The organism is Thermosynechococcus sp. OHK43 (genome assembly GCF_014466085.1).
GTDB lineage: Bacteria > Cyanobacteriota > Cyanobacteriia > Thermosynechococcales > Thermosynechococcaceae > Thermosynechococcus.
In genome coordinates this window covers 1-24,615 of sequence record NZ_JACOMP010000199.1, presented here as the reverse complement: position 1 = coordinate 24,615, position 24,615 = coordinate 1, and the positions used below count along the sequence as shown (strand labels likewise).

Genomic DNA, 24,615 nt, shown 5'->3' with positions numbered 1-24,615 from the left:
TACTGGCGGCCCTTCAAAAGCCTCTCGGGGGGTGAGCAAATGTGTGCTGCCCTTGCGGTGCGCCTTGCCCTGCTACGGGTACTCGTGAACACCGACATTGCCTTTTTTGATGAGCCAACCACCAATATGGATCAAGTGCGCCGCCAACAACTGGCGGAGAGCCTCAGCAACCTCAAAAGTTTTCATCAACTTTTTGTCATTAGCCACGATGAAACCTTTGAAGCCCTCACCGAGCACACGATCCACCTGGAGCGATCGCGCCTTTAGGCGTAAGCGGTGTGGAGTGCCCACCAAATCAGTGCTGCAATAAAGCCAAGAATCAAAACAGCAGAAATCGCGATCATCGCCGGGCTGTCGGCACCATCAAACTTCATAATGCCGCGATTAAAATCCGTGGCCATAGGAATAAACTCCAAGCACCATTGAATCCACAGTAACCAAATTAATTTTAGGCTGCTTTTCTGGGAGTGGGCCTCAGGATAACGAGTTGTTACGATTGATGGCAGTCCGCGACAGACTCCCAACGCTCACCGCTGCCCGATGGGCCGGCTGTGCAACGGTAGAGGGTGGGGCTCCCGCCTAGGAGCTAACCTGTTGCAGTAGCCACAGCCAAGTCCCCAAGAGCCAACGCAAGCCTTGCCAGCGGCGCGATCGCCCCAAGGCAACCACCTCTGGTAGATTCAAAAGCTGGTACACCGCCTGTGCCCGTTGCCACTGCCGTCGGCGCAAAAATCGCCATGTTCCGGCCAAGATAAACTGGTGAAAAAAGTCACACTGGCACTGCCGTAGTTCCGCTGGTGAGAGAATGGATAAATCAGCGGCGGCGGCAAAAATACGCCCTAAAGTGGCCAAGGTCTGGGCCTGGAACATTCCCATCGTCAGGGCTTGATCGTGGATCGTGTAGGCGGCGGTGGCGCAAGGAACGGTGTAAACACCCTTTTGGGCAAAGAATCATAGCCACTGGTAGAGGTCTGTGGCTTCGCCGTAGGCGGGATCAAAATCGCCGACCTCGTCTAGGAGCGATCGCCGCCAGATCAAGGCTGGAAACCGCACAAATGAGGAATGACGCAGCAATTGCCTGAGGGCTTGAGCCGGAGGGAGCCATCCTTGCCGGCGGGGTATCTGCCGTCGCCAACAGCGCTGATGGGAATCTACCAGATGCACCCCAAAGAGAAAGACATCAAACTGGCTACCGTACTTCCTGAGGGTTGCTAGAATCGTCGTAATTCCTTGGGGTAGTAGGTAATCATCATCGTGCAACAGCAGGATAAACTCCCCAGCGGCCTTGGCTAAACTCGCATTCCAGTTGGCCACCATTCCTAGGCGTTGGGCATTGTGCTGGTAGTGCCAGTGGCCTAACCAGGGAGCGAGCAAGTCGTGTACTGCTGTTGGCGTGGCAGAATCATCGGTAATGATGATTTCCACTTGATCGTGGTACTCACGGGGCAGCGCTGCCACCACTGAGCGCACCCCTTCCACCAGTCCTTGGGGGCGGTTATAGGCGGGAATGCAAACACTCAAGAGTGGGAGTTTGCGCCATTTTGGCGAACTTGCACCGTCTGTTGCATAATCCATCGGGAGAGTGCGTTAACTCAAACAACTCTAGGGCACTGTTTTCGGAGCGATTGCTATGACTTCTGCCACCGTCGATCGCCAGCGTTTGCAAGCGGCTTTGGCTTGCCTTCACCTTAGTTTAGAGGCAGAACTCACCCAATATCGCTGCCATCGCATGGTGCAAGCCCATTCCCCCTTTGAGGCGCTGCCTGTTGACCCATCTGCGATCCCCCCCCAACCGAGTGTTCCCCCGACCGCTGCCCCAGAACCTGTTGCCCCAACCGCTCCTCCCGTCATCGGTTCTTTAGCTCCGACTCCTGAAACAGCACCGGCCACCGATGAACACACCAATGAGGGACTTGCGGATCCATTTTTTGAGTTTGATCCCACAGATTTAGCAAAACTGTTACCCCAGTCTTATTCGAGTGATCCCCCTGCCCCCCAAACGCCAACCCCAACAAAGCGCCCCTTTGCCTCCACCCGTGAGCTGCTCAAGCAGGCACGCAAAAATCAACAGCGTCCTTGGTTGCAGCGGCGCGAAAGCAATAGTCAACATCTTGTGCAACGCTGGTTAGTTGTTGTTGGCATTCTTGCCGGGTTAGGTGGCGCAGCCCTGTGGTGGTTCAACCGCCAATTCGCTCCCGTTGCCACTGAATCACCTGTCTCCATACCTTCAACCCCAAAAGCAGAATCACCCACGCCCCCCGTCGGTCCTGATATGACTGCACGGGAATTTCCCGATGTCAACCGCAGCACCCTTGCTCAATTGGAACCTGCGGCCACTCCAGCTCCGAGTGCATTACCCACTCCTGCGACCAGCCCAACCTCATCTGAACCTGAACAGAGGACACAGCTCTTTATCGAAAAAACCAATGGTCGCTACTATGTGCTGGCTCCCTACAAGGCACCGGCGGATTTAGAAAAGGCCCAAGCCGTCGTACCCGATGCCTTTTTAGTGGGGAATGGCGATCAAACCAAGATTCAACTGGGGATGTTTGTGGAGGAGGCCTCGGCCCAAGCAATGGTCAACCAGTTGCGCGATCGCCTCTAGGGAAGAAGCCAGCGATCGCTGGGATGGCCATATCGTTCCTGCCACTGTAACCAAGTGACATTTTCCCCCTCTAGGCGAAAGGGGTAGGGAGCGTCAGTCCACCAGTGGTTATCCTCCAGTCTTAGTGTCTGCAGGAAGGCTTCCCCCTTGAGGGTTGTCAGGAGCAGCTCTTGGTGGCTGCCAATCCAATTCCCTTCTAGGTGCCAATCTTGAGACGTAATCGTGACCTCCTCACCAGTTTCGGGTAGGGTGACGGTTCGGGGCGAAGGATCGCGGACGCCAATTTGTGCCCCTTGGTTTTCCCAAATCCAGTTGCGGCGCAGGGTCACATGGGCAGCCGCCCAGCCAAAAATGCCGGGAGTTTGCAGATAGTTGGGGGCGATGCTGTAGTTATAGGCAATTAAGGAATCTTCAATTGTGACGGGCCCCGTGCCCGCCTCTAGGAAAAGACCAACCACGGCATTACCGACAAATTGCGATCGCCGAATCTCGACGTTTTGATTATCGGTGTCAAGCCACAGACCGGCTGCTTGATTCCCAATGGCGCGGTAGCGATCAAAGACGGCGCCGCGCAGATGAAAGTACTTCTCCCCCGCATCCCAATCGTAAAAGCCTGCCCATCCCCCCCGCCAATTATTCCCGTGGACAAGCACCTGTTGGGCTGTGAAGTCCCGCAAGCGAACCCCCGCCATGCCCCGCCAGCCATTTTGCAGAAACTGCGTTCGCTCCACCCGCAGGCGATCGCTCCGATGACTTTCGAGGCCGCCCCAATTATTTGCCCAAAAAGTACAGTCTTTGACCTCGATGTCATGGCTGCGTTCAATGCGCACCGCCTGGGTAAATGTGCCGCCATAGTGTTCAAAGCGTAGCCCCACCAAACTGATCAAACCACTGTCTAAAATTCGTAAAGCCTCACGGTGAACAGCTACTTCTAATTCACTGGGTGAGACGCCCGCAGGCAATGCCACATACAGTTGCTGCTCTGGATCATCCACGTAGAAATCATTGCCCTGCAACTCTAGGAAGGAGAGCCGCTGCCGCAGGGGAGTATCTTGCCACCACACCAGCTCGCCCCGCTGCGCCACAGGGGGTAACTCAATGTGAAATGCCGTCCATGGATTACCCGAAAAGCCCCAAGCCAAGGTCCAAGGGTGACGGTAAATGGTGAAGTTCGGAGTACTAGAGACCACTTGCCAATCTGACCATCGTTGACTGCCGCGCAAAATCACGCGATCGCCCGCCTTAGCCAGCAGTCGAAGGGGCGTCTGCCGATGACGAATTGTTCCTAGGGCCTCCCGATAAATCCCGCCATGAATGTAAATCTCTGTGGGGCGATCGTGGGCCTGGGCCCACGCCAAGGCAGCACCAATGGTGCGAAAAGGAGTTGTTGGCATTCCCGTGCCAGCATCACTGGCTTGGGGATCGGCTGGATTGACTTCTAGGGTTAGGGCTGCGGCCGAAATTGCCGCAATTTTGGGTTGCCCAATCAAGAATAAGACCATCACCAGCACAATGCACAGCAGAGATTGCCCCTTCATCGCCGCAGCGGACGGGCTAAATAGGGCACCCACAGGGCGATCGCTGCCACAAAGATCAGCAGCAAGCCAAGGGGCATCTCAATGGATTGCCAAAATAAAAATTTTAGGGACACCGCTTTTGCGTTCTGTACTGAAAAGAGGGCGATCGCCCCACTGCTGATCATCCAGAGTAAAAAGAGCAAAAAGCGACGCATTTATTTTTTTCTCTCAGCTTGTTCTGCTTGGCGAATCATCTCCTCCGTCTTATGGTAGCGGTTATAGGTGGAAAACCCCGTAAAGATTCCCTTGAGAAAGCCATTCAATTGCTCGCGGGTACTGGCACTCGCTGTGCTCAAAGGTGCTGGCAAAAAGCGATCGCCAAAACCAACAAAGACCAAACCAACCACCAGTAGGGGCAAAATCACGTCTTTGACACGCATAGGGCAAACCTCCACAGGTCATGAGGGAATTGCGAGGACGCGCTAACAGGGAAAAAAGATAACTAGTAGTTCTAGTAGTTCCTAATGTGCCGCAGGACTGGCAATCATTTTCAGCCTATGCAAAACCTGGCGATCGCGGTTGGGAAACGTTCATAACAAGAATTGTCAATAAAAATATCAATAAAAATAAATCGTGAAAATACCCATTAAATCTTTGGGAAGGTTGTTGCTACTATAGTAGGCAAGTCATCCAGACCCCAAGACGCCCTATGGTCAACACATCCCCCTCTTCCTCTCGCAAAGCCCTTACCGTGCGGGGTAGAGCCGCTAGCCCCACAGAACGTGCCATTGTTGCCTCCGGTTACGCCAGTATCGATCAAGTGCGGGAAGCCATGAACACCGCCCGCAAAACCGGCAAGTCCCTAGTAGCCGTGTTGCAGGAGATTACAGGCAACACCATGCCCCCCGATGTGTTACGCCAGTACCACAAACAACAGCTTTTTGAGCTGAAAGTGATCTATGGGGTTGATTGCCTCGATCCCGAACTGAATCGTTTCCCCACCGAGCAAATCGAGGAATTGATCAACACGATTGTACCGATTGATACCTGCCGCACCTACCAAGTCATCCCCATTGCCAAGCACCTTGATGCCGACCCCCCCTATCTATTGGTGGCGATGGTAGATCCCGACAACCTCCAAGCTATTGACAACCTCACCCGTCTGCTGCGGAGTCACAACCTCACGCTCAAGCGGATGGTGATCACCCTAGAGGACTACCAGCGCCTCATTGATCCGATTCTCAATAAACAGGTAGCAGAAACCACCGCCAGCAGAAATGCCCCCGCGGCGATCGGTGAAATCAACATCGAAGAAGACATTGAAGCCATGGGTGGCCTTGAAGAGATTGAAGGGGAGCAGGAGGTTGACCTAGCCGAAGCCCTAAGGGGGGCAGAGGACGCGCCGATTATTGCCCTTGTGAACAAAATCCTAGCCAAAGCCCTCACCGAAGGGGTGTCTGACATCCACGTAGAACCCCAGGAAGAATACCTACGGATTCGTTTCCGCAAAGATGGGGTGCTGCACCAAGCCTTTGACCCCCTGCCGAAGAAAATCGTGCCAGCGGTGGTTTCTCGCTTCAAAATCCTGGCTGACCTCGACATTGCCGAGCGGCGTGCCCCCCAAGATGGCCGCATTCGCAAAATGTTCCAGGGGCGACGTGTAGACTTCCGGGTGAACACCCTACCCAGCCGCTGGGGCGAAAAAGTCTGTTTGCGGATCCTTGATAATTCCGCTACCCAGTTAGGCCTCGATAAACTCATCACCGACCCAGAGAGTCTGGCCATTGTCCGGGAAATGACGAAGCGCCCCTTTGGCTTGATCCTAGTGACCGGTCCCACGGGTTCAGGGAAAACGACAACCCTCTACTCTGCCCTTGCCGAGTGCAATAGCCCCGGCGTCAATATCAGTACTGCGGAAGACCCGATTGAATACACCCTACCCGGCTTGACGCAGGTGCAGGTTATTCGGGAAAAAGGGATGGACTTTGCCTCAATTCTGCGCGCCTTTCTCCGCCAAGACCCGGATGTGATTCTGGTGGGGGAAACCCGCGATAAAGAAACAGCAAAAACCGCTATTGAGGCTGCCTTGACCGGTCACTTGGTGTTAACCACCCTGCACACCAACGACGCAGCCAGTGCGGTTGCTCGTCTCTCGGAAATGGGGGTGGAACCCTTCATGGTCTCCGCTTCCTTAATCGGTGTTGTTGCCCAGCGCCTCATGCGACGGGTATGTAGTGAGTGTCGCATTCCCTATACGCCCACCCGCGAGGAACTGGCACGCTTTGGCTTGTCCGCCTCCAAAGATGTCAACCTCACCCTCTACAAAGCCAATAAACTCACACCCGAGCAGATTCAAGCGGCCAAAGCCAGTGGCCAGCCCATCTGTAGTAAATGTGGTGGTGTAGGCTACAAAGGCCGTGTTGGTGTATACGAAATCATGCGGGTGACCGAACGGCTACAAGGCCTGATTACACAAGGTGCCCCCACCGAGCAAATTAAAGAAGCTGCCGTCGAAGAGGGGATGAAAACCCTATTGGCCTACAGCTTGGAGCTTGTTAAACAAGGACTGACGACCCTTGAGGAGGTGGAGCGGGTTACCTTTACAGACACCGGGCTAGAGGCAGAGCTGAAAGCCAAGCGGAAGAGCTCGCTGACCTGTCGCGGTTGTGGCGCTGAACTGGCGCCTGAGTGGCTGGATTGTCCCTATTGCATGACTCCCCGCTTTGTGGATTAAACCAGCAGTGAAGTAGCAGGAAACTAAAGCTAGACAACCTTTTAACGACCAAACGAGGAGCACCCTATGGAGTTGATGATTGAGGATCTCATGGAGCAGGTCGTGGCCAACGGTGGTTCAGACTTGCACATTTCAGCAGGTATCCCCCCCTACGTGCGCATCAGCGGTAAATTAACCCCTATGGATTACGAGCCCCTCACCCCAGAGCAATGCCAGCGCCTGATCTTCAGCATGCTCAACAATACCCAACGCAAGCACCTAGAGCAAAACTGGGAGTTGGACTGCTCCTATGGTGTGCGGGGTTTGGCGCGGTTCCGCGTCAATGTGTATAAAGATCGGGGTACCTATGCTGCTTGCTTGCGGGCCTTAAGTTCCAAAATTCCCACGTTTGAGCAGTTGGGATTGCCCAACATTGTTCGCGAAATGAGTGAGCGGCCCCGGGGCTTGATTCTGGTGACTGGGCCGACGGGATCAGGCAAAACCACAACCTTGGCGGCAATGATTGACCTGATCAACAAAACCCGCGCTGAACATATTCTGACGATTGAAGACCCCATTGAGTTTGTCTATGAACCAATCAAGAGCCTGATCCACCAGCGGCAGGTGGGGGAAGACACCAAGAGTTTTGCCAATGCCCTACGGGCAGCGCTGCGGGAAGACCCCGACATTATCCTTGTGGGTGAGATGCGTGACCTGGAAACGATTCAGCTTGCCATCTCAGCAGCGGAAACGGGTCACTTGGTCATGGGCACTTTGCATACCAGTTCAGCAGCTCAAACCGTTGACCGCATGGTGGATGTGTTTCCCCCTGAGCAGCAACAGCAAATTCGCGTCCAGTTGTCCAACTCGTTGGTGGCGGTCTTCAGCCAAACACTGGTTCCTAAGAAAAATCCCAAGCCCGGTGAATTCGGGCGGGTTATGGCCCAAGAGATCATGGTAGTGACCCCTGCTATCTCCAACCTGATTCGCGAAGGCAAGACATCGCAGATTTATTCGGCAATTCAAACGGGCGGTAAGCTGGGGATGCAAACCCTCGAAAAAGTCTTGGCCGATTACTATCGGGCGGGGGTGATTACCTATGAGGCAGCAATGGCTAAATCTTCACGTCCAGATGAGCTGCAACGTCTTATTGGGGCAGGTGCACCTGCGGCGGCAGTGCGCTAGGGAACCGTCAGCGAGCACACCAGATGAATCTGAGAGCAAAGAGGTATTGAGTCATGGCAACCTATGAGGTGCGGATACGAGATGCCCAAGGCAAATACAGAACGGTACGCGAGGAAGCATCAACACCTCGAGAAGCCCGCATGGCTTTGCAGTTGCAAGGGGTACAGGTTCTAGAGGTCAAAGAGGCTCAGAAATTTACTCTCAAGTCGGATCTCGACCTGAGCTTCCTCTCCAAAATTACAGTGAAGGATCGGGCAATCTTTGCTCGTCAGTTTGCGGCACTGGTGAATGCTGGTGTGGCCTTAGTGCGCGGGATCGCTGTTTTGGCTGACCAATGTACCAACCCCAAACTGAAAAAAATCCTCATGGCAGTTAACAATGATATTCAACAGGGGAGTACTCTAGCCGATGCCATGCGCCCCCATTCAGAGGCCTTTGATAACCTATTTGTGGCCATGATCCAAGCGGGGGAAACAGGGGGGGTTCTCGACGAAGTGCTCAACCGTCTCTCAAAGTTGCTGGAGGATCAGGCTCGCCTTAACAACCAGATTAAGTCGGCTTTGACCTATCCTGTGGTGGTGGGTCTGTTGGCTGTGGGCATCTTCCTAGGGATGGTGATTTTTCTGATTCCTGTGTTTGAGGGGATTTTCAAACAGTTGGGAGGTGAGCTGCCTCCCTTTACGGCCATGATGGTGGCTCTTAGTAAATTCCTGCGCACGCCCCAGTATATGGCGTTGCTCATTGTTGCTATCATTGGTTTGGTCTTAGGGATTCGTTTCTATTACAAAACACCTAACGGCCGCCTAACGATTGACGGTCTGCTGCTAAAGTTGCCCCTCTTTGGAGATTTGATCCAAAAAACGGCGGTGGCACGGTTTTGCCGCACCTTTGGCTCATTGTCCCGTTCTGGGGTGCCGATTTTGCGCTCCCTTGAGATTGTAAGTGCCACAGCGGGTAACCAAGTCATCTCCAATGCCATTGATCGCGCTGCGAAGCAAGTCCAGACAGGGGGGATGTTGAGCCTTGCACTGCAACAGGAACGGGTCTTTCCGGTTCTAGCCACCCAGATGATTAACGTGGGTGAGGAGACAGGGGAATTGGATAAGATGCTTATGAAGGTGGCCGACTTCTACGAAGATGAAGTGGAGCAGGCAGTGAAGGCTCTGACCAGTGTGATGGAACCCTTGATGATTGCGGTGTTAGGGGGTATGGTAGGGTCAATTCTGGTGGCGATGTACCTGCCCATGTTCAAGATCTTCGATCTGGTCAAGTAAACCTTGCCATGGCACATCTATCCCCGTCGCGAACCCACTACGACATTCTCGAGGTGGCGCCCACGGCCTCGTTGGCAGAGATTCGCCGTGCTTATCGGGAAAAGAGTAAGCTCTACCACCCTGATACGACGACATTGCCGCTGGCGATCGCCCGCGAGGAGTTTCATCGCCTCAATGAAGCCTACGCAGTGCTGACCAACCCAGAGCAACGGCAGTGGTATGACTTGCAATTGCGCTTGCGTGGCCAGTCTCAGTTGAAGCCACCCCATAGGACAGGGGGAGGGGGGGGCTCTCGCTCCCAAAGCTCTGGGCGTTCTACCAGCATTCCCCCAGAGGATCGCCCCCTCTCGCCGGGGGAGCTTTTTGCCCTGTTTATCTTGGGGCTCACCTTTGTTAGCTGTCTGGTTCTGGCGGTGATTGTCGGTTTGTCCCAACAGGGGCAAGAATGGATCTTGCAAATTGTCAGTCGCATCTCAGAAGTCGGATGAATAACCTGCCTAACCCCCAAACTCCTCTCTACAACCATGCCCTGCCCCAAATTGAAGCATGGCTACAGCAAAAGGGCTGTGTGCGGGACGAAACAGATATCCACTGTTGGGAGTTAGAGTATCCCCAGTGGTCAGTTCGGATTTGCTTGGATATTGAGGAGTTACAGGTGGTCTATCGCGATCGCCTTGCGGGCAGTGTGAGTCAGCGTTCTTTTAAGTACTCCTGCCCGCGCGCGGATGTGGAAGAAGCGATTTTTGCTGCCCCTTAAACGCTATATAGTGGGGCCATAGTGGGTATTTCTGGTGTTGTTTCACTGGATGGCTTGCCGATCCGTTTCAGACCGAAAATCCAGAGAATTCGCTCCTCAATGGCTGCAGCTTGTTCTTTCGTGCCCACTTTCAAGAGGAGCTGATAGGTCAGCATCAGCCTTTCAATTTCGGCCACTTGGGTGCGGATTTCTTCCTCATCTAAATAGAGACTTTCCAGCACTGCATTCAAGTCCGCTTCCGGATTGGCGGTCAAGGAAGCACCCTCTGCGACCACGGATTTGAGCTGGCCTTGATACTGCCGCAACAGACGGCGAATAGTGTAGGCAGTAATAGGCAGTAATTTCGTCATTTACGTTACCCCCAAATCACTTTCCCTTCTGTATTTCCGCCTATCAGCGATTTTTTTAGACATCAAAAGGGTATATAACTAATTTGTAAAGTTTGAATTACCATACGTTATTATTCTATAGACTTTAGAACTTGGGGATCATCCGTAACTCTACTGAATTTGTTGTGATTTAGCCCACAAAAACCATGGAATTATGGGCATTTGCGGATATTGTAAAGTTATATAAACAATTGGATTTTGTTAATAAATGTAACAAAAGTTGTTTGCTAGACCTTGGACACTTGGCGCAACTGCTGAATGCTGTCACGAATACACTGAAGAGCCAAATCAATCTCAGCCTCTGTCGTGGTGCGCAATAGGCCAAAGCGCAAGGAAGCGCGGGCCAGGGTGGGCGATCGCCCCAAGGCAAGGAGAACATGAGAGGGGGTAGGTTTTTCACTACTACAGGCTGCCCCCGTCGAGAGGGCGACATAGGGATAAATGGAGCGCAGAAGGGCATTGCCGTCAACCCCAGCAATACTGATATTGAGACAGTTGGGCAAACTTTGCTGCCAATCACCATTGAGATAGATATCCCCCAAGGAAACCAACCCCTGCCACAGTCGTTCCTTGAGATGCCACAAATAGGGAATATCCGTTGCTTGACGTTCCTGAGCCAGCTGCACCGCTACTCCAAAGCCGACAATGAGGGGAGTGGCTAGGGTTCCCGATCGCCAGCCCTGTTCTTGAGGACCGCCGTGGAGTTGAGGCGCCAGTTGCACCCGGGGGCGATCGCGCCGCACATAGAGGGCACCAATACCTTTGGGTCCATAGAGTTTGTGGGCAGTCAGGGACATGAGATCCACCTGAAGCGCCTGAACATCCAAGGGAATTTTGCCTAGAGCCTGGGCGGCATCGGTGTGGAAGAGTACCCCGCGATCGCGACAGCAGCGACCAATCTCAGCCAAGGGTTGTAGCACGCCAATTTCATTGTTGGCAGCCATCACGGACACCAGGAGGGTCTCGGGCGTAAAGGCTTGCTCTAACTCAGCGAGATCAATCAACCCTTTTTCATTCACCCTCAGATAGGTCACCCGAAAGCCCAGGGACTCCAAATAGCGGCAGGGAGCAAGCACCGCCTTGTGTTCCGTCTGTACGGTAATGATATGGCGACCGCGACTGTAGTAGGCTTCCGCCACCCCCTTAATGGCCAGATTGTTGGCCTCGGTCGCACCACTGGTAAAAATAATCTCCTCTGGACGGGCATGGATGGCTGCGGCAATGGTTGCGCGGGCAACCTCAATGGCGGCGGCGGCCTCCCAACCGTAGGCATGGCCACGATTACTGGGATTGCCAGGGCGATCGCTAAAATAGGGCAACATTGCTGCTAACACTTGGGGGTCCACCGGTGTAGTGGCCAGTCCATCTAAGTAAATTGGCTTCATTCCCAATCTTCCCAAAAACTCTAGCAAGGAATCCCCCACTCAATGGCTATTCAAGCAACCGAGCAGTAGAAGGCACCAAGGGGGACTATATTGGAAATGATAGGGATTTTCCCAGGGTTGGCCGAGCGGATGAGGCAGCGAACTCATAATTCGCCATAGGCTGGTTCAACTCCAGCACCCTGGATCTTTTAATCCCCGGGAGGCCAATTGAGCGATCGCCTTCCGCTACACTGAAAGAAGTTTCGTGTCGCAAATTTTGCCATGAGTAGCAGCTACAAACCCCAACAGGCCTCCGACAAAAACCTTGAAGCCATGCGCAAGTTTGCGGAAACCTATGCCAAGCGCACTGGAACCTACTTTTGCTCAGATCTAGGGACAACAGCAGTTGTTCTCGAAGGATTAGCTAAACATAAGGACGACTACGGCTCCCCCTTGTGTCCCTGTCGCCACTATGAAGACAAAGAAGCAGAGGTGGCAGCCGCCTACTGGAACTGTCCCTGTGTGCCCATGCGGGAACGGCGGGAGTGTCACTGTCTCCTCTTTCTAGCCCCAGATCATCCCTTTGCGGGTACGGCTCAAGAGATTACCTTCGAGCAAATTCGGGAGGAAACCAATCGCTTTACAGTTGCTTAGTCTTCATCCTATCGCTGTGGATGCCCGCAGACACAAACTGACGGGTGGGAAGGCGGCCAAAAATATCAGCTAGGGGCATGATTCACAGGCACGAGGGTAGGTAAGCTGCTCTCGCTGGTTCCCTCTCCCCAGAGGTAGCTGCAAGCGGCGTCACTGTGAAGATTGTATTGCAAAGATCGTAGTCAAGGCGCCCCCTGCGGGAGCTTATTTATCAATCAGGGATAAAACACCGGCATTGCCAGTGCTGAGGCAAACCGTAATTGCATCTTGGACATTCCTGCAGAGGAAGATAATTTGACCTGTGGCATCGTTAGCAAACGCAGCTATCGGTGGAGTTAGGCCGCTGGCGATCGCGACCAGGACACTGAAATGTAGCTGGCCCCTTCACAAATCTTTAAGATCTTTAAGAATAACCCACGCCGATGATCATCGCGCCGTAGATTAAATAACCCCATCGGCAGTCAACAAGGCTTTGTAGAGTCCGGGTCGGCGATCGCGAAAGAAGCCATAGGCCGCCCGCAGGCGCTCAATTTCCTCTAAATCAAATTGATGAACAAGCACGGCTTCTTGGGAGCGATCGGCTGTAGCCACCAGATCTCCCCTTGGATTGGCAATAAAGGAACTGCCATAAAATACTTGCCCCCCTTCATCACCAACACGGTTCGCTGCCACCACTGGAATTACATTTGCCACTGCATGGCCAACCATCACCCGTTGCCAAGGGTCTTTGGTGTCCAGTGTGGGATCATGGGGTTCACTGCCAATGGCGGTGGGATACACTAGCACCTCTGCCCCCATGAGGGTCATCACCCGTGCTGCCTCGGGGAACCACTGATCCCAGCAGATGCCGACACCGATTCTGCCGTAGCGGGTGCGCCAGACCCGAAAGCCTGTATTTCCCGGTCGAAAGTAGAACTTTTCCTCATAGCCGGGGCCATCGGGAATATGACTTTTGCGATAGACACCCAGATTGACGCCCCCCGCATCAATCATGGCCACACTGTTGTAATAGACGGTACCCGCCTTTTCAAAAAACGAGACTGGTATCACCACCTCCAGTTCCCGCGCCAAGGCCTCAAAGTGGGCGAGCGTTGGGTGGTTTTCCACGGGGTGTGCCCGCTGAAAGTGAATCTCCCGCTCTTCCTTGCAGAAGTAGTGCCCCTCAAATAGCTCTGGCAGGACAATGAGCTGTGCTCCCTGTTGATGCGCCTGCCGCACTAAGTCACTGAGGTGCAGAATATTAGTCTCAACGTCATCGGTCAGTTGAGCTTGAATGGCAGCAACGGTCAGTGTTCTCATAATTCCTGCTGAGTAATGCAATGGAAAGCGCCTCCCCCTTCTAAAATGGTCCGCGCGGGCAGGCCAATGGTTCTGCGATTGGGAAAGAGCTTAGCGATCGTCTCCACTGCTTTGGTATCGGCTTCGACACCATAGGTGGGGACAGCAACAGTAGTATTGGCGATATAAAAATTGACATAGCTAGCGGGCAAAATCTCCCCCTTTTGACTCATCACCCGCCCCGGTGAAGGGACTGGGATCACCTCTAGGGAGCGCCCCTTGGCATCCGTCAGGGTTTGCAACTGCTGATAAATCGTCAGCAGGATATCGCGGTTGGGATCGTCAGGGCTGTCAGGCAACATACAGACCACGGTTGCGGGGGCGATAAAACGCACCAGGGTATCAATATGACCATCGGTGTGATCGTTGACCAATCCCGATTCAATCCAGAGGATTTTGCTCACACCAAGGGCGGGCTTGAGGCGGGCTTCCACTTCTTCGCTGCTTAAATAGGGATTGCGGTTGGGATTGAGGAGGCACTGGCGAGTGGTGAGGCAGGTTCCTTCGCCATCCACTTCGATCGCTCCCCCCTCGAGAAATAGGGGCACAGTACCATAGGGTATCCCCATCCGGATGGCTAGGCGGATGGCCAAGTCACTATCGCCAGCCAGTTCATACTTTTTGCCCCAGCCATTAAAGGGCAAACAGAGGAGCCGTCGCTCGCCCGCCTCATTGATGAGGCCCACAGGAGCTGTATCCCGCAGCCAAATGTCACCAAAGGGCAGTTGATAAAATTGCGGGTTGAGATCGCTTAGGTAGGAATGGGCAGTGGCTTTGCCTGTTTCATCCAGCACCAGAATTTTCAGTTGCTCGCCTCGACATTGACCCGTAACCGGATCAGGGTCAGCGATTGCCCGACACAGGGCAGCAAACTCGAAGCGCACCTGCGGTAATAACTCCCCCCAAAGATCTTCGTGACTAGGAAAAGCTAACCAACAGGCGCGATGGGGCAGCCACTCAGCGGGCTGAAAAAAGAGGGACATAAAGAGCAATTAGCCCTTTTTGTTAGTCTTAGGTGCAGATTTAGTGGCGGCTTTTTTCCCTTTAGCCGTTTGCTGAGGCTTGGTACCGCTGTATTTACGGCGGAAGCGTTCCACCCGCCCTTCGGCGTCAACAATTTTCTGAGTACCGGTGAAGAAGGGGTGGTTGCCTGACCAGATGTCTACGTGCAGTTCTGGTTTCGTGGAACCAACTGTCATGACCACTTCACCATCGCAATAGACTTTGGCTTCGGGATACCACTGGGGATGAATGTTCGGTTTTGGCATAGGAGTCTCACCACAAAGGAGAAGTCAACAACTAAATTTTAGCGTTTTGAGTATTGGGGGGCTTTGCGGGCTTTGCGCAGACCGTATTTACGCCGCTCCTTCGCACGGGGATCGCGGGTGAGATAGCCTTCGATTTTCAAGGGTTTGCGGTTTTCGATGTCCAGTTGGCAGAGGGCACGGGCAATACCGAGACGAATAGCGTCCGCTTGCCCTGTCAAACCACCCCCCGTAGCATTGACATAGATATCGTAGCTATTTTCAAGTCCTAGGGTTTCAAGGGGGGCTTTCACCAAGTTGAGATAGATGGGGTTATTTTGCAGGTAGTCAGCCCCATTGCGGCCATTAATCAATAGCTGACCGCTACCAGGAATCAATCGCACCCGTGCTACCGCCGATTTACGGCGACCTGTTCCCAAGTAAACTACCCGCTTAGACTGATCAGCAATCTGCATTGTTAGGCTCCCGGAATCGTGTTAATGGTCAAAGGCTGGGGTTTTTGTGCTTGGTGAGGATGCTCTGGCCCAGCATAAACTTTCAGCTTGGTAAAGAGTTTGCGGCCAAGGGAATTTTTCGGCAGCATCCCCTTGACAGCGTGCTCAATAATCCGCTCCGGAATACGGGCTTGCAATTGATCAAAGGTTTCAATTTTCATGCCGCCGGGACGCCCGGAGTGACGACGGTAGAGTTTTTGGGAGCGTTTTCTGCCGGTGACGGTGACTTTTTCGGCATTGATGACAATCACAAAGTCACCCGTATCCATGTGGGGGGTGTAAATGGCTTTGTTTTTGCCCCTGAGAATGCGGGCAATTTCTGCGGCCAGCCGACCCAACCGTTGATCAGCGGCATCAATGACATACCACTGGGGAGCAAGGTCATCCACAGCGGGCAGTGGTGTTTTTACGGTACTGGTCATCACAAACTCCATAGTGCTATGCAATAGACAATTCAGGGCAAACAGAGGCTAACTGGAACTGGGGCATCGCCTCGGTGCACAGGGCAAGGGGGAAGGGTGATTCAGGATAACCCACCCCCAATAGACAAAGGCCGCTGGGGGGTGCAGCATACTTGACAAGGTGGCGTTGCTCCTGTTGCCAAATTTCCGTAAAACTGGCGGGCGATCGCTGGCCTTGTCCCACCTGTACCAAGAGGCCCACCAACAGGCGCATCATACCGTAGAGAAACCCTGAAGCTTGTACCTCAATTTCCACAAGGGCACCGCGCCGCTGGCAACTCACCGCCTGTACCTCCACCCAAGAATGGGCACGATTGGAGCCAGAACGGTGAAATGCACTTAGGTGATGCCGCCCCAACAATGGCTGAAGCACTGCTGCCATTTTTGCCACATCCAAGGGGGCATAGTAGTAGTGCCATGTCCAAGGCCGCAGAAAGATATTGGGGCAGGGATCGGTATAGAGAGTATAACGATAGCGACGCCACAGGGCTGAGAAACGGGCATGCCAGTGAGGAGGCACAGCCGCCGCGGCACGAATCACCACATCAGCCGGCAAGCGAGCATTGAGAATCCCCGGCCAACGATGAACGGGAATAGGCGAGTTGACCGTGACATGGGCCACTTGACCCGCAGCATGAACCCCTGTGTCTGTGCGCCCTGCTGCAACAACAGAGACGGGATGATTGACAACACTGGCGATCGCCTGCTCAATCACCTCCTGCACCGTGCGTTGCCCCACCTGCCGTTGCCAGCCGTGGAAGTGGGTGCCCTGGTACTGAATTAGCAGTGCCAAGCGTTGGCCGCTTTGAGGAGGGGCGATCGCCGTCATCATTGCCTACTACACCAGCTCAATGACCGCCAATTCAGCATTATCCCCCCGCCGCCGCACACTGCGGATAATACGGGTATAGCCCCCCTTGCGATCGCCATAGCGCCCTGGGGCTTGGGCAAAGAGAGCATGCACCAGTTGCTTATCGTAGAGATAGCCAAGGGCACGCCGCCGTGCCGCCAAGGAGCCATCCTTTGCCAAGGTGATCATCCGCTCTGCCTCTGCGCGTACAGCCTTTGCCCGCGCTTTGGTGGTGGTAATGCGGCCATGGCGAATCAGCTCAGTGGTCAATGCCCGCAGCAGTGCTTTTCGTTGATCCGCTGGTAGTCCTAGTTGGGGAACCCGACGTTGGTGACGCATAGGTAAACCTCATTCAATCTCTCTAGTTACGGGCAGCTTTTTGGGGCGGTAGCGTAATTCCCAAGTGTTTTTGCAGGGCTTCGATCACTTCCTCAGCCGACTTTTGACCGAAGTTTTTGATCTCCAGTAGCTCTTCCTGGGAGTACTCAAGGAGATCAGCCACCGTATTCACTTGGGCACGCTTGAGACAGTTATAGGCACGGACCGACAAATTAAGTTGCTCAATGGGAATTTGCCCCGTTTCGTCATGCTCATCGGTGGTGGTGGCCTCAGAGGTGTGTAGGGGCACTTCCTTCAAGGGGCTAAAGAGATCCACAAGAATCGTTGCCGCCTGATTGAGGGCATCCTGAGGAGTCAAGCTGCCATTTGTCCAGATTTCTAGCTTTAGGTAGTCCTGGAGCTGGCGATCGCCCTCTGCACCGGCACTGCGCACAGAATCAACAGTGTAGTTCACCCGCCGCACGGGCATAAAGACCGCATCCAATTGGAGATAGTCCAAGGCAAGGCGATCGTCCCGCACCCGCTCCACCGAGCGATAGCCGCGATCCTTTTCAATCTTGAATTCCATCTCCAAAGTTGCCCCCGGCATCAGCGTGGCAATATAGTGGTTGGGGTTAACCACCTCCACTTCAGAGCCAAGCTGCACCATACCAGCAGTGACCGTCAATGGCTCATTCTCAGGGGCTTGAGCAAAAAGACGACCCATTTGGGGTTCTGAGGTGTGGCTGCGAATCACCAACTGCTTCATTTGCAGCAAAATGTCCATGACATCTTCGCGCACACCGGGAATCGTCGAAAACTCATGATTGACGCCAGCAATCCGCACCGCTGTCACAGCACTACCGGGTAAGTTGGAAAGGAGAACCCGCCGCAGGGCATTCCCCACCGTAATCCCTTGACCAGGGGCAAGGGGATGCAGTGCAAATTGGCCATACTGCCCCTGATCCTCCTCAACCCGTGTTTCCAAACATTCAATTTGATATGCCATAGCTGTGCTCCCAAGGGACCCAAACTAACCTAAACCCGCCGCCGTTTGGGGGGACGGCAACCATTATGGGGAATGGGGGTCACATCCCGAATGAGGGTAATTTCTAAACCTGCGGCTTGCAACGCCCGAATCGCTGTTTCTCGACCGGAGCCAGGACCACTCACCATGACCTCAACTTGCCGCATCCCCTGATCAATGGCACGGCGCGCCGCATTATCAGCAGCAGTTTGGGCTGCAAAGGGTGTGCCTTTTTTGGCACCTTTGAAACCACTGGAGCCAGCGGAGGCCCAAGCAATCACCTCACCATTGGGGTCAGTAATTGAGACAATCGTGTTATTAAATGTGGACTGAATGTGGGCAACGCCACTGGGGACATTGCGCTTTTGCTTACGAGGGCCAGAGCGTTTTGCAGAGGGTGCCATAATCTATCCAAACCGTGAATGAGGTAGCAGGAGCGGAAAAACTTATTTCTTAGCAGCGGGTTTTTTCTTACCAGCCACAGTGCGACGACCACCACGACGGGTGCGAGCATTGGTACGGGTGCGCTGACCACGAACCGGCAATCCAAGGCGATGGCGCCGTCCCCGATAGCAGCCAATGTCCATGAGCCGCTTAATATTCATGGCCTCCAGGCGGCGCAGATCCCCTTCCACTTGGTACTCGTCAATAGCAGCCCGCAGTGCCGCAATATCCGCATCCGTTAAATCGCGGGTGCGTGTATCAGGATTGACACCCGTTTTTGCCAAAATTTCTTTGGAGCGGGTTAAGCCAATGCCATAGATGTAGGTAAGGGCAATTTCAATGCGTTTGTCGCGGGGTAAATCAACACCAGCAATACGAGCCATGAATCTAGTTCCTATGTGTGCAACAACAGTGGGTTACCCTTGGCGCTGCTTGTGTTTCGGATTGGTGCAGATCACCATCACCCGGCCACGTCGCCGAATGACGCGGCATTTTTCACAAATACGCCGTACCGATGCTCTTACTTTCATATCAGTTGCTCATGTAGTCGCAAATTTTATATCTTAGCAGAGTGATCAGTAAAGATCAAACTACTTTTTGCGCAGGCGATAGGTAATCCGCCCTTTGGTCAAGTCATAGGGGGTCAATTCCACCTTGACGCGATCGCCCGGCAAAATCTTGATGTAGTTGCGGCGAATCTTCCCAGAAATATGAGCAAGGACATTGAAGCCATTGTCCAGATCCACCCGAAACATGGCGTTGGGCAATGACTCAGTCACTGTCCCTTCAATTTCAATGGCATCCTGTTTAGACACGGTTCACCTCCCCAATACGTGCTTGAATGGCAGCAGTTACCTCTTCAATCGTACGCGTTCCATCAATGTGCACAAACCTAGGATGACTCATGTACTGTTGAATCATCGGTAGGGTTTCCCGCTCATAGACCTCTAGCCGCTTAAGGATAGTTTCCGGGGTATCATCGGAGCGCTGCTGACCGTTGACAGCTTGCTTAGCGCGATTTAGGGCGCGTTCTTGGAGAATCGCAGCGGGCACATCTAAAAAAAGCAAGTAATCGTAGTCTTGGTGAATGCTTTTGAGCATCTCCTCAAAGACCGCTGCTTGTGCCACATTGCGGGGAAAGCCGTCCAAAAGCCAACCCGCCGTCGTATCTGGCTGTTGCAAGCGATTGGCCACCATCTCCACAATCACCTGATCTGGTACCAGTTCACCGCGATCCATGTAGCGTTGAGCCTGTTGGCCGAGGGGGGTGCCGGCAGCTCGCTCTGCCCGCAGAATATCCCCTGTAGAAATATGGGGAATGCCCAAGAGTGTGGTCAGAATTGCCGCCTGTGTCCCTTTGCCCGAACCGGGGCCACCAAACAAAATTAAGCGCATTACTGCTTCACCATCCCCTCATAACGCTGTGAAATCACATAGGTTTGAATTTGTTTTGAGGTGTCAATGGCCACCCCCACCAAGATCAACAGGGAGGTCGCCCCCAACCCTTGGAATGTTGTTACTTTGGTTGCGCTCTCGACTGCTGTGGGAATAATTGCCACCAGACCCAAAAAGATCGCCCCTAGGAATGTCAAGCGGTTGAGAACCCGCTCTAGGTAATCAGAAGTCGCTTTCCCCGGTCGAATCCCCGGAATACTGGCGCCCATTTTTTTCAAGTTTTGGGACATATCCACGGGGTTGACCACCAAGGAGGAGTAAAAGTAGCTAAAGAAGAGAATCAACAGCAAATAAAAAATCACGTATAGCCAGGGTGTTGGCCCTGCCGGAGAAACATAACTCGCAAATCGGGCGACGAGTTCGTTACGGGTAAACTGCGCCAATGTCGAAGGTAGAATCAGTACCGCCGAGGCAAAAATGATCGGCATCACCCCCCCTTGGTTTAAGCGCAGGGGCAGGTAACTGGTCTGCTCGCGGTAGAGCTTACGCCCCACTTGGCGACGGGCCGAAACAATAGGGATGCGGCGGGTCCCCTCTTGAACGAAGACAATGCCAACAATCATGGCTAAAAAGACAGCCACAAGGATCACGATGCCGCCGATGTTGCCACCACTTTCCGCAAGGGCGATCGTCTGGCCCACCGAGGCAGGTAAGTAGGCAACAATGCTCAAAAAGATCAAGAGGGAAGCACCATTACCCACCCCTCGCTCAGTAATCAATTCCGAAATCCACATCACGACCATTGAGCCAGCGGTCAGGCCAAGAACAATCTCGGCTACAAACCACGGCCCCGGGTGTAAAGCGGCACCGGGAATTGAACTGACAAAAATGGCAATACCAAAGCTTTGTAGAACCGCCCAGCCCACAGCGACGTAGCGAGTAATTTGGGAAATTTTGCGACGGCCGGCTTCCCCTTCGTCTTTTTGGAGTCGCTCCAAGGAGGGGAGAGCAGCAGTCAGCAACTGCATGATGATCGAGGCGTTAATATAAGGCAAGATGCCAAGGGCGAAAATCCCAAGGGCGGAAAGGCCACCGCCTGAAAAGATATCGAGGAAGCGAATCACGGCATTATCTTGAACGCTCTGGGCAAAAACAGCGCGCTCTATTCCCGGAATCGGTAGATAGATGCCAAGCCGCACTAAGATTAGCAGCCCAATGGTGATCAGGAGTCGCCCCCGCAGACCAGCCGCTTGAGCCATCTGCATAAACGTTTCTTGGGCAGTGGGTGCCTTGCCGCGATTCACAATCATATTGGGGTTCCTCTATTCACTGTCGGCAGCAACGGAGGTCTCCACACATACCCCACCAGCGGCTTCAATCTTGCTGCGGGCACTGCTACTAAAGGCAGCCGCATGGACCTCTAGCTTGACATTTAGCTCACCCCCCCCTAGTACTTTAAGGGGATATTTGGCAGTGGTGAGAATGCCAGCTTCAAGGAGGGATTCAACTGTCACCACACTATTGGGCGGTAGGGTATTGAGACGACCTACGTTGATCGTAGTGTAAACCTTCCGGCTGACGAGGGGGAAGTGCTTGAGTTTGGGGAGACGACGGTAGAGGGGGTTTTGACCACCTTCAAAGCCAGGACGAGTGGGGCGACCGGAACGAGATTTTTGCCCCCGCATACCAAAGCCGCCACTTGCCCCTTGACCTGCGGCAATACCCCGACCAATCCGCCGTTTGCGCCGTCGCGATCCCGCTTGGGGGTGCAGATCTTGAAAACGCATGGATCACTCCTAACTATTTGCTATAAAGGTTTTCAATGGGGATTTCCCGCTCCTCGGCAACTTCTTGAAAAGTGCGCAAGGCTGCAAGGGCTTCGAGGGCGGCACGGGCATTGTTGAGGGGGTTGCTGGATCCCAGCTGTTTGGCAAGTACATTGCGTACCCCTGCTAGTTCCAGAACGGTGCGCACAGAGCCACCTGCAATTACCCCAGTTCCCGGTGCGGCGGGACGAATCATGACGCGGGCAGCACCGCCTTCGCCAAAGGTGGGGTGGGGAATAGAGTTGGATTTGGTGATCGGGACATCAATAAGGTGCTTCTTGCCATCAGCTACGCCTTTGCGGACCGCACCAATGACATCGGCGGCTTTGCCGACACCCACACCCACTTGGCCACGCTCGTTGCCAACGACAACAATGGCACGGAAGCTGAGTTTCTTACCGCCTTTGACCACTTTGGAGACGCGGCGGATCTGGACGACTCGCTCTTGCCAGTCAGTTTCTTTTTCAACTTTGCGGGGGTTTTTACGACGATTTGCCATCGGGTCATCCTCTAAAAGTCTAGTCCAGCTTCACGGGCGGCCTCCGCTAAGGCCTTGACACGACCATGGTAGATATTGCCACCACGATCAAAGACAACGCGTTCAATGCCAGCGGCTTTGGCACGCTCTGCAATCAGTCGCCCCACTTCGGTGGAGGCGGCACAGGTCCTCCCATTCCCCAGCTTTTGCCGCAGTTCTGGCTCCAGACTGGAAGCAGCGACGAGGGTATGATGCCGGGTGTCATCAATCACTTGGGCATAGATGTGCTGATGGGAACGAAAGACAGCGAGGCGGGGGCGATCGCTGGTACCTTTGATTTTGCGGCGAATGCGCTGATGCCGACTTTGGCGAGCCGCAATACGAGTTTGCTTCATCTATTTCTTCCCTGTCTTACCAACTTTACGACGCACAAATTCACCCATATAGCGGATACCCTTGCCCTTGTAGGGTTCAGGGGGGCGCACAGCGCGAATACGGGCAGAGGTGTTGCCGACCAGTTCTTTATCAATACCACTGACGAGGACAATGGTGCCTTGCTGGACTTTTTTACCTTGGTTGTCCTCGATTTCTAGGGTAATGCCCTCAGGCGGCACGATCTCAACGGGGTGGCTGTAGCCCATACTGAGGACAAGGGTTTTGCCTTGGAGCTGGGCACGGTAACCAACCCCTTGAATCTCGAGCTTTTTCGTAAACCCTTGGGAGACACCTTCTACCATGTTGGCCAGTAGCGTGCGGCAGAGGCCGTGGCGTTCTTTGGCCGGTCGAGAATCATCGCGGCGTCTGACGACAATCGTTTCGCCCTCTTGGGCAACATTCACTTCCGGAGGAAAAACGCGAGTGAGTTGACCCTTAGGACCTTTGACCGTGACCTGCTGCCCCTCTAGGGTGAGGGTGACATTCTTGGGCAGAGGGATGGGACGCTTGCCAATACGAGACATGTGGGACTTCCTCCGAGCTTACCAAACGTAACAGAGTACTTCGCCGCCAATGCCCTGCTTCCGTGCCTCGCGATCGGTCATGATGCCGCTTGAGGTGGAGATGATGGCAATGCCGATGCCACCGAGTACCCGGGGCAACTCACGGGAATTGGCATAGACGCGCAGACCAGGTTTACTCACCCGCTTGAGCGCAGTAATAATCGGCTGGCGCTGCTTGCCGCGATATTTTAGGGAAACCACAAGCTGCCGTTTGACGCCGTCCCCTTGCTCTTCAAAATCGCGAATAAACCCCTCCGCTTTCAGGACCTGCGCAATACTGCGGGTCATGCGCGTGGCCGGAATGGTGGTGGTTTGATGACGCGCAAGGTTTGCGTTGCGGATGCGAGTTAGCATATCGCCAATCGTGTCATTTACTGCCATAGTTGCTCCTTAAAAATCTGCCTCCGGCGTTAGTTCTCACGGAACGGCATGCCCATTGCTTTGAGCAGGGCACGTCCTTCTTCATCAGTATTGGCAGTGGTGATGATTGAGACATCCATGCCGCGAATTTGATCAATGTCGTCGTAGTTAACTTCGGGGAAAATCAGTTGCTCACGCAAACCTAGGGTGTAGTTGCCCCGGCCATCAAAGCTTTTGGGGTTGACACCACGAAAGTCACGAATACGTGGCAGTGCCAAGTTAATTAAGCGATCCAAAAAGGCATACATGCGATCGGAACGTAACGTCACGGCAACCCCCACGGGCATGCCTTTGCGAATTTTGAAGCCAGCGATCGCCTTCTTGGCACGGGTCACCACGGGCTTTTGGCCTGTAATTGTAGCAATTTCTGCCAGGGTGGCTTCGAGGGCCTTAGCATTTTGCGCCGCTTCACCAAGACCCCGGTTGACGGTCACTTTGACAATCTTGGGCACTTGGTGAATGTTTTTGTACTGGAATTGTTGCATGAGCTGCGGCACAACGGTTTTGTTGTAGTGGTCTTTGAGGCGTTGAGACATGGGGCTTCTCCTAGGGGCATTCTCTGGGCTGGGTCAGAGAGGGGGAAACAAGTGAGACCTAATCAATGATTTCGCCAGTTTTCTTGAGCATCCGTACCTTACGGCCATCTTCGGTGTAGGTGTAGCAGATGCGGCTGGCCACGTTTTGCTTGGTGGAGTAAAGCATCACCTTGCAACTGTAAATCGGGGCTTCTTTGGTGATAATTTGCCCCGATTCGCCCTCTTGGCGGGGCTTGACGTGTTTGGTTTTCAGGTTAACCCCTTTGACAATTACCTGACTGGTTTTGGGAAAAACGGCGAGGACTTC

Annotated in this window: 36 protein-coding genes, 1 tRNA gene and 1 pseudogene; 9 read left to right on the top strand and 29 right to left on the bottom strand. The window is 53.7% G+C overall.

Features of this window, described 5'->3' with window-relative positions:
- Window positions 1–267: pseudogene (locus tag H8Q75_RS08600) on the top strand (DNA repair protein); the annotation flags it as partial.
- On the opposite strand, the gene H8Q75_RS08595 reads toward H8Q75_RS08600, so the two are convergent.
- The 3 genes from H8Q75_RS08595 to H8Q75_RS08585 form a co-directional block, all read right to left on the bottom strand.
- On the bottom strand, window positions 264–401 hold the full coding sequence (locus tag H8Q75_RS08595) for a hypothetical protein (RefSeq protein WP_024125599.1): 138 nt from the start codon (window positions 399–401) through the stop codon (window positions 264–266). The pseudogene H8Q75_RS08600 and the gene H8Q75_RS08595 sit on opposite strands and share 4 nt — an antisense overlap.
- Before the next feature lie 178 nt (window positions 402–579).
- On the bottom strand, window positions 580–876 hold the full coding sequence (locus H8Q75_RS08590) for a hypothetical protein (protein WP_297041136.1): 297 nt from the start codon (window positions 874–876) through the stop codon (window positions 580–582).
- Window positions 877–951: 75 nt separating this feature from the next.
- Window positions 952–1,521, bottom strand: a complete 570-nt coding sequence (locus H8Q75_RS08585; protein ID WP_297041135.1) for a glycosyltransferase — start codon at window positions 1,519–1,521, stop codon at window positions 952–954.
- A 109-nt stretch (window positions 1,522–1,630) separates the two neighbouring features.
- Here H8Q75_RS08585 and H8Q75_RS08580 point away from each other — a divergent pair, with 109 nt between their 5' ends.
- Window positions 1,631–2,605 (top strand): hypothetical protein, encoded by a 975-nt coding sequence (locus H8Q75_RS08580; protein ID WP_297041134.1) that lies wholly within the window; start codon window positions 1,631–1,633, stop codon window positions 2,603–2,605.
- On the opposite strand, the gene H8Q75_RS08575 is transcribed toward H8Q75_RS08580, so the two are convergent.
- The 3 genes from H8Q75_RS08575 to H8Q75_RS08565 are packed head-to-tail and all read right to left on the bottom strand — an operon-like array spanning window position 2,602 to window position 4,562.
- A complete protein-coding gene (locus H8Q75_RS08575) occupies window positions 2,602–4,176 on the bottom strand; it encodes a right-handed parallel beta-helix repeat-containing protein (RefSeq protein ID WP_162147186.1) in 1,575 nt (524 codons plus the stop codon). The two genes, H8Q75_RS08580 and H8Q75_RS08575, sit on opposite strands and share 4 nt — an antisense overlap.
- Entirely contained in the window at window positions 4,140–4,337 is a 198-nt protein-coding gene (locus H8Q75_RS08570; RefSeq protein ID WP_024125597.1) for a lipopolysaccharide assembly protein LapA domain-containing protein, read from the bottom strand. The genes H8Q75_RS08575 and H8Q75_RS08570 overlap by 37 nt, the downstream gene beginning before the upstream one ends.
- Window positions 4,338–4,562 (bottom strand): hypothetical protein, encoded by a 225-nt coding sequence (locus H8Q75_RS08565; RefSeq protein ID WP_024125596.1) that lies wholly within the window; start codon window positions 4,560–4,562, stop codon window positions 4,338–4,340.
- 269 nt (window positions 4,563–4,831) lie between these two features.
- Here H8Q75_RS08565 and H8Q75_RS08560 point away from each other — a divergent pair, with 269 nt between their 5' ends.
- The 5 genes from H8Q75_RS08560 (at window position 4,832) to H8Q75_RS08540 (ending at window position 10,051) form a co-directional block, all read left to right on the top strand.
- Window positions 4,832–6,856: a GspE/PulE family protein gene (locus tag H8Q75_RS08560; RefSeq protein ID WP_024125595.1), complete on the top strand. Its 2,025-nt coding sequence runs from the start codon at window positions 4,832–4,834 to the stop codon at window positions 6,854–6,856.
- 66 nt (window positions 6,857–6,922) lie between these two features.
- The gene (locus H8Q75_RS08555; protein ID WP_024125594.1) at window positions 6,923–8,020 is read left to right on the top strand and encodes a type IV pilus twitching motility protein PilT; all 1,098 of its coding nucleotides are present in this window, start codon (window positions 6,923–6,925) and stop codon (window positions 8,018–8,020) included.
- A gap of 53 nt (window positions 8,021–8,073) precedes the next feature.
- Window positions 8,074–9,294 carry a type II secretion system F family protein gene (locus H8Q75_RS08550; protein WP_297041133.1) on the top strand — a complete coding sequence of 407 codons (1,221 nt, stop codon included), beginning with the start codon at window positions 8,074–8,076 and terminating at the stop codon, window positions 9,292–9,294.
- Window positions 9,295–9,302: 8 nt separating this feature from the next.
- Entirely contained in the window at window positions 9,303–9,782 is a 480-nt protein-coding gene (locus tag H8Q75_RS08545) for a J domain-containing protein (RefSeq protein ID WP_024125592.1), read from the top strand.
- Window positions 9,779–10,051: a DUF3143 domain-containing protein gene (locus H8Q75_RS08540; RefSeq protein WP_024125591.1), complete on the top strand. Its 273-nt coding sequence runs from the start codon at window positions 9,779–9,781 to the stop codon at window positions 10,049–10,051. Before H8Q75_RS08545 ends, H8Q75_RS08540 begins: the two co-directional genes overlap by 4 nt.
- Here H8Q75_RS08540 and H8Q75_RS08535 read toward each other — a convergent pair.
- Entirely contained in the window at window positions 10,048–10,401 is a 354-nt protein-coding gene (locus H8Q75_RS08535) for a hypothetical protein (RefSeq protein WP_297041132.1), read from the bottom strand. The two genes, H8Q75_RS08540 and H8Q75_RS08535, sit on opposite strands and share 4 nt — an antisense overlap.
- Before the next feature lie 266 nt (window positions 10,402–10,667).
- Window positions 10,668–11,825: an aminotransferase class V-fold PLP-dependent enzyme gene (locus tag H8Q75_RS08530; protein WP_024125589.1), complete on the bottom strand. Its 1,158-nt coding sequence runs from the start codon at window positions 11,823–11,825 to the stop codon at window positions 10,668–10,670.
- 111 nt (window positions 11,826–11,936) lie between these two features.
- Here H8Q75_RS08530 and H8Q75_RS08525 point away from each other — a divergent pair.
- Both H8Q75_RS08525 and H8Q75_RS08520 read left to right on the top strand, forming a co-directional pair.
- Window positions 11,937–12,009: transfer RNA gene (locus tag H8Q75_RS08525), tRNA-Ile, on the top strand.
- Window positions 12,010–12,086: 77 nt separating this feature from the next.
- Window positions 12,087–12,458 carry a ferredoxin-thioredoxin reductase catalytic domain-containing protein gene (locus H8Q75_RS08520; RefSeq protein WP_024125588.1) on the top strand — a complete coding sequence of 124 codons (372 nt, stop codon included), beginning with the start codon at window positions 12,087–12,089 and terminating at the stop codon, window positions 12,456–12,458.
- 441 nt (window positions 12,459–12,899) lie between these two features.
- Here H8Q75_RS08520 and aguB read toward each other — a convergent pair whose 3' ends face one another.
- From aguB to rplX, 21 genes are all read right to left on the bottom strand, one after another.
- Window positions 12,900–13,757, bottom strand: a complete 858-nt coding sequence (aguB, locus tag H8Q75_RS08515; RefSeq protein ID WP_297041131.1) for an N-carbamoylputrescine amidase — start codon at window positions 13,755–13,757, stop codon at window positions 12,900–12,902.
- Window positions 13,754–14,779 carry an agmatine deiminase family protein gene (locus H8Q75_RS08510; RefSeq protein ID WP_297041130.1) on the bottom strand — a complete coding sequence of 342 codons (1,026 nt, stop codon included), beginning with the start codon at window positions 14,777–14,779 and terminating at the stop codon, window positions 13,754–13,756. The genes aguB and H8Q75_RS08510 overlap by 4 nt, the downstream gene beginning before the upstream one ends.
- 9 nt (window positions 14,780–14,788) lie before the next feature.
- Window positions 14,789–15,064, bottom strand: coding sequence for a 50S ribosomal protein L31 (gene rpmE / locus H8Q75_RS08505; protein ID WP_024125585.1), 276 nt, complete (start codon window positions 15,062–15,064; stop codon window positions 14,789–14,791).
- A gap of 38 nt (window positions 15,065–15,102) precedes the next feature.
- Window positions 15,103–15,516, bottom strand: coding sequence for a 30S ribosomal protein S9 (rpsI, locus tag H8Q75_RS08500; RefSeq protein ID WP_024125584.1), 414 nt, complete (start codon window positions 15,514–15,516; stop codon window positions 15,103–15,105).
- A gap of 2 nt (window positions 15,517–15,518) precedes the next feature.
- Window positions 15,519–15,977 (bottom strand): 50S ribosomal protein L13, encoded by a 459-nt coding sequence (rplM, locus tag H8Q75_RS08495; RefSeq protein ID WP_024125583.1) that lies wholly within the window; start codon window positions 15,975–15,977, stop codon window positions 15,519–15,521.
- A gap of 16 nt (window positions 15,978–15,993) precedes the next feature.
- Complete coding sequence (gene truA / locus H8Q75_RS08490; protein ID WP_041429236.1) at window positions 15,994–16,848, bottom strand: tRNA pseudouridine(38-40) synthase TruA; 855 nt, start codon at window positions 16,846–16,848, stop codon at window positions 15,994–15,996.
- 6 nt (window positions 16,849–16,854) lie between these two features.
- Window positions 16,855–17,205 carry a 50S ribosomal protein L17 gene (rplQ, locus tag H8Q75_RS08485; RefSeq protein ID WP_024125581.1) on the bottom strand — a complete coding sequence of 117 codons (351 nt, stop codon included), beginning with the start codon at window positions 17,203–17,205 and terminating at the stop codon, window positions 16,855–16,857.
- A 22-nt stretch (window positions 17,206–17,227) separates the two neighbouring features.
- Window positions 17,228–18,193 (bottom strand): DNA-directed RNA polymerase subunit alpha, encoded by a 966-nt coding sequence (locus tag H8Q75_RS08480; protein WP_024125580.1) that lies wholly within the window; start codon window positions 18,191–18,193, stop codon window positions 17,228–17,230.
- A gap of 29 nt (window positions 18,194–18,222) precedes the next feature.
- Window positions 18,223–18,615, bottom strand: a complete 393-nt coding sequence (gene rpsK / locus H8Q75_RS08475; protein WP_024125579.1) for a 30S ribosomal protein S11 — start codon at window positions 18,613–18,615, stop codon at window positions 18,223–18,225.
- A 42-nt stretch (window positions 18,616–18,657) separates the two neighbouring features.
- A complete protein-coding gene (rpsM, locus tag H8Q75_RS08470; RefSeq protein ID WP_024125578.1) occupies window positions 18,658–19,038 on the bottom strand; it encodes a 30S ribosomal protein S13 in 381 nt (126 codons plus the stop codon).
- A 33-nt stretch (window positions 19,039–19,071) separates the two neighbouring features.
- The gene (gene rpmJ / locus H8Q75_RS08465; RefSeq protein ID WP_011055957.1) at window positions 19,072–19,185 is read right to left on the bottom strand and encodes a 50S ribosomal protein L36; all 114 of its coding nucleotides are present in this window, start codon (window positions 19,183–19,185) and stop codon (window positions 19,072–19,074) included.
- 60 nt (window positions 19,186–19,245) lie between these two features.
- Window positions 19,246–19,470 carry a translation initiation factor IF-1 gene (infA, locus tag H8Q75_RS08460; protein ID WP_011055956.1) on the bottom strand — a complete coding sequence of 75 codons (225 nt, stop codon included), beginning with the start codon at window positions 19,468–19,470 and terminating at the stop codon, window positions 19,246–19,248.
- A complete protein-coding gene (locus H8Q75_RS08455; protein ID WP_024125577.1) occupies window positions 19,463–20,050 on the bottom strand; it encodes an adenylate kinase in 588 nt (195 codons plus the stop codon). Before H8Q75_RS08455 ends, infA begins: the two co-directional genes overlap by 8 nt.
- Entirely contained in the window at window positions 20,050–21,360 is a 1,311-nt protein-coding gene (gene secY / locus H8Q75_RS08450; protein WP_024125576.1) for a preprotein translocase subunit SecY, read from the bottom strand. The genes H8Q75_RS08455 and secY overlap by 1 nt, the downstream gene beginning before the upstream one ends.
- A 12-nt stretch (window positions 21,361–21,372) precedes the next feature.
- Complete coding sequence (rplO, locus tag H8Q75_RS08445; protein WP_024125575.1) at window positions 21,373–21,837, bottom strand: 50S ribosomal protein L15; 465 nt, start codon at window positions 21,835–21,837, stop codon at window positions 21,373–21,375.
- Between the two features lie 13 nt (window positions 21,838–21,850).
- Window positions 21,851–22,375, bottom strand: a complete 525-nt coding sequence (gene rpsE, locus H8Q75_RS08440; RefSeq protein ID WP_011055952.1) for a 30S ribosomal protein S5 — start codon at window positions 22,373–22,375, stop codon at window positions 21,851–21,853.
- 11 nt (window positions 22,376–22,386) lie between these two features.
- Window positions 22,387–22,749 carry a 50S ribosomal protein L18 gene (gene rplR, locus H8Q75_RS08435; RefSeq protein ID WP_024125574.1) on the bottom strand — a complete coding sequence of 121 codons (363 nt, stop codon included), beginning with the start codon at window positions 22,747–22,749 and terminating at the stop codon, window positions 22,387–22,389.
- Complete coding sequence (rplF, locus tag H8Q75_RS08430) at window positions 22,750–23,313, bottom strand: 50S ribosomal protein L6 (protein WP_024125573.1); 564 nt, start codon at window positions 23,311–23,313, stop codon at window positions 22,750–22,752.
- A gap of 18 nt (window positions 23,314–23,331) precedes the next feature.
- Window positions 23,332–23,733: a 30S ribosomal protein S8 gene (rpsH, locus tag H8Q75_RS08425; RefSeq protein ID WP_024125572.1), complete on the bottom strand. Its 402-nt coding sequence runs from the start codon at window positions 23,731–23,733 to the stop codon at window positions 23,332–23,334.
- A gap of 29 nt (window positions 23,734–23,762) precedes the next feature.
- Window positions 23,763–24,308 (bottom strand): 50S ribosomal protein L5, encoded by a 546-nt coding sequence (gene rplE, locus H8Q75_RS08420; protein WP_024125571.1) that lies wholly within the window; start codon window positions 24,306–24,308, stop codon window positions 23,763–23,765.
- A 58-nt stretch (window positions 24,309–24,366) separates the two neighbouring features.
- Window positions 24,367–24,615, bottom strand: a 249-nt coding sequence (gene rplX / locus H8Q75_RS08415) for a 50S ribosomal protein L24 (protein ID WP_297041129.1), incomplete at its 5' end; no start/stop codon positions are given.

Excerpts from the sequence above, each read along its gene's own strand:
- H8Q75_RS08545 (WP_024125592.1), top strand. The coding sequence starts at position 9,303 with ATGGCACATCTATCCCCGTCGCGAACCCACTACGACATTCTCGAGGTG.
- H8Q75_RS08480 (WP_024125580.1), bottom strand. The coding sequence starts at position 18,193 with ATGGCATATCAAATTGAATGTTTGGAAACACGGGTTGAGGAGGATCAG.
- rplF (WP_024125573.1), bottom strand. The coding sequence starts at position 23,313 with ATGTCTCGTATTGGCAAGCGTCCCATCCCTCTGCCCAAGAATGTCACC.
- rpmJ (WP_011055957.1), bottom strand. The coding sequence starts at position 19,185 with ATGAAAGTAAGAGCATCGGTACGGCGTATTTGTGAAAAATGCCGCGTC.
- rpsM (WP_024125578.1), bottom strand. The coding sequence starts at position 19,038 with ATGGCTCGTATTGCTGGTGTTGATTTACCCCGCGACAAACGCATTGAA.
- H8Q75_RS08520 (WP_024125588.1), top strand. The coding sequence starts at position 12,087 with ATGAGTAGCAGCTACAAACCCCAACAGGCCTCCGACAAAAACCTTGAA.
- rpsK (WP_024125579.1), bottom strand. The coding sequence starts at position 18,615 with ATGGCACCCTCTGCAAAACGCTCTGGCCCTCGTAAGCAAAAGCGCAAT.
- rplE (WP_024125571.1), bottom strand. The coding sequence starts at position 24,308 with ATGTCTCAACGCCTCAAAGACCACTACAACAAAACCGTTGTGCCGCAG.
- H8Q75_RS08455 (WP_024125577.1), bottom strand. The coding sequence starts at position 20,050 with ATGCGCTTAATTTTGTTTGGTGGCCCCGGTTCGGGCAAAGGGACACAG.
- H8Q75_RS08565 (WP_024125596.1), bottom strand. The coding sequence starts at position 4,562 with ATGCGTGTCAAAGACGTGATTTTGCCCCTACTGGTGGTTGGTTTGGTC.
- rplM (WP_024125583.1), bottom strand. The coding sequence starts at position 15,977 with ATGACCAGTACCGTAAAAACACCACTGCCCGCTGTGGATGACCTTGCT.
- H8Q75_RS08555 (WP_024125594.1), top strand. The coding sequence starts at position 6,923 with ATGGAGTTGATGATTGAGGATCTCATGGAGCAGGTCGTGGCCAACGGT.
- H8Q75_RS08580 (WP_297041134.1), top strand. The coding sequence starts at position 1,631 with ATGACTTCTGCCACCGTCGATCGCCAGCGTTTGCAAGCGGCTTTGGCT.
- H8Q75_RS08595 (WP_024125599.1), bottom strand. The coding sequence starts at position 401 with ATGGCCACGGATTTTAATCGCGGCATTATGAAGTTTGATGGTGCCGAC.
- H8Q75_RS08530 (WP_024125589.1), bottom strand. The coding sequence starts at position 11,825 with ATGAAGCCAATTTACTTAGATGGACTGGCCACTACACCGGTGGACCCC.
- aguB (WP_297041131.1), bottom strand. The coding sequence starts at position 13,757 with ATGAGAACACTGACCGTTGCTGCCATTCAAGCTCAACTGACCGATGAC.
- rplQ (WP_024125581.1), bottom strand. The coding sequence starts at position 17,205 with ATGCGTCACCAACGTCGGGTTCCCCAACTAGGACTACCAGCGGATCAA.
- secY (WP_024125576.1), bottom strand. The coding sequence starts at position 21,360 with ATGATTGTGAATCGCGGCAAGGCACCCACTGCCCAAGAAACGTTTATG.
- rpsE (WP_011055952.1), bottom strand. The coding sequence starts at position 22,375 with ATGGCAAATCGTCGTAAAAACCCCCGCAAAGTTGAAAAAGAAACTGAC.
- rplO (WP_024125575.1), bottom strand. The coding sequence starts at position 21,837 with ATGCGTTTTCAAGATCTGCACCCCCAAGCGGGATCGCGACGGCGCAAA.
- H8Q75_RS08540 (WP_024125591.1), top strand. The coding sequence starts at position 9,779 with ATGAATAACCTGCCTAACCCCCAAACTCCTCTCTACAACCATGCCCTG.
- H8Q75_RS08570 (WP_024125597.1), bottom strand. The coding sequence starts at position 4,337 with ATGCGTCGCTTTTTGCTCTTTTTACTCTGGATGATCAGCAGTGGGGCG.
- rpsI (WP_024125584.1), bottom strand. The coding sequence starts at position 15,516 with ATGCAGATTGCTGATCAGTCTAAGCGGGTAGTTTACTTGGGAACAGGT.
- H8Q75_RS08510 (WP_297041130.1), bottom strand. The coding sequence starts at position 14,779 with ATGTCCCTCTTTTTTCAGCCCGCTGAGTGGCTGCCCCATCGCGCCTGT.
- rpmE (WP_024125585.1), bottom strand. The coding sequence starts at position 15,064 with ATGCCAAAACCGAACATTCATCCCCAGTGGTATCCCGAAGCCAAAGTC.
- rpsH (WP_024125572.1), bottom strand. The coding sequence starts at position 23,733 with ATGGCAGTAAATGACACGATTGGCGATATGCTAACTCGCATCCGCAAC.
- H8Q75_RS08590 (WP_297041136.1), bottom strand. The coding sequence starts at position 876 with ATGGGAATGTTCCAGGCCCAGACCTTGGCCACTTTAGGGCGTATTTTT.
- truA (WP_041429236.1), bottom strand. The coding sequence starts at position 16,848 with ATGATGACGGCGATCGCCCCTCCTCAAAGCGGCCAACGCTTGGCACTG.
- H8Q75_RS08550 (WP_297041133.1), top strand. The coding sequence starts at position 8,074 with ATGGCAACCTATGAGGTGCGGATACGAGATGCCCAAGGCAAATACAGA.
- H8Q75_RS08535 (WP_297041132.1), bottom strand. The coding sequence starts at position 10,401 with ATGACGAAATTACTGCCTATTACTGCCTACACTATTCGCCGTCTGTTG.
- rplR (WP_024125574.1), bottom strand. The coding sequence starts at position 22,749 with ATGAAGCAAACTCGTATTGCGGCTCGCCAAAGTCGGCATCAGCGCATT.
- H8Q75_RS08560 (WP_024125595.1), top strand. The coding sequence starts at position 4,832 with ATGGTCAACACATCCCCCTCTTCCTCTCGCAAAGCCCTTACCGTGCGG.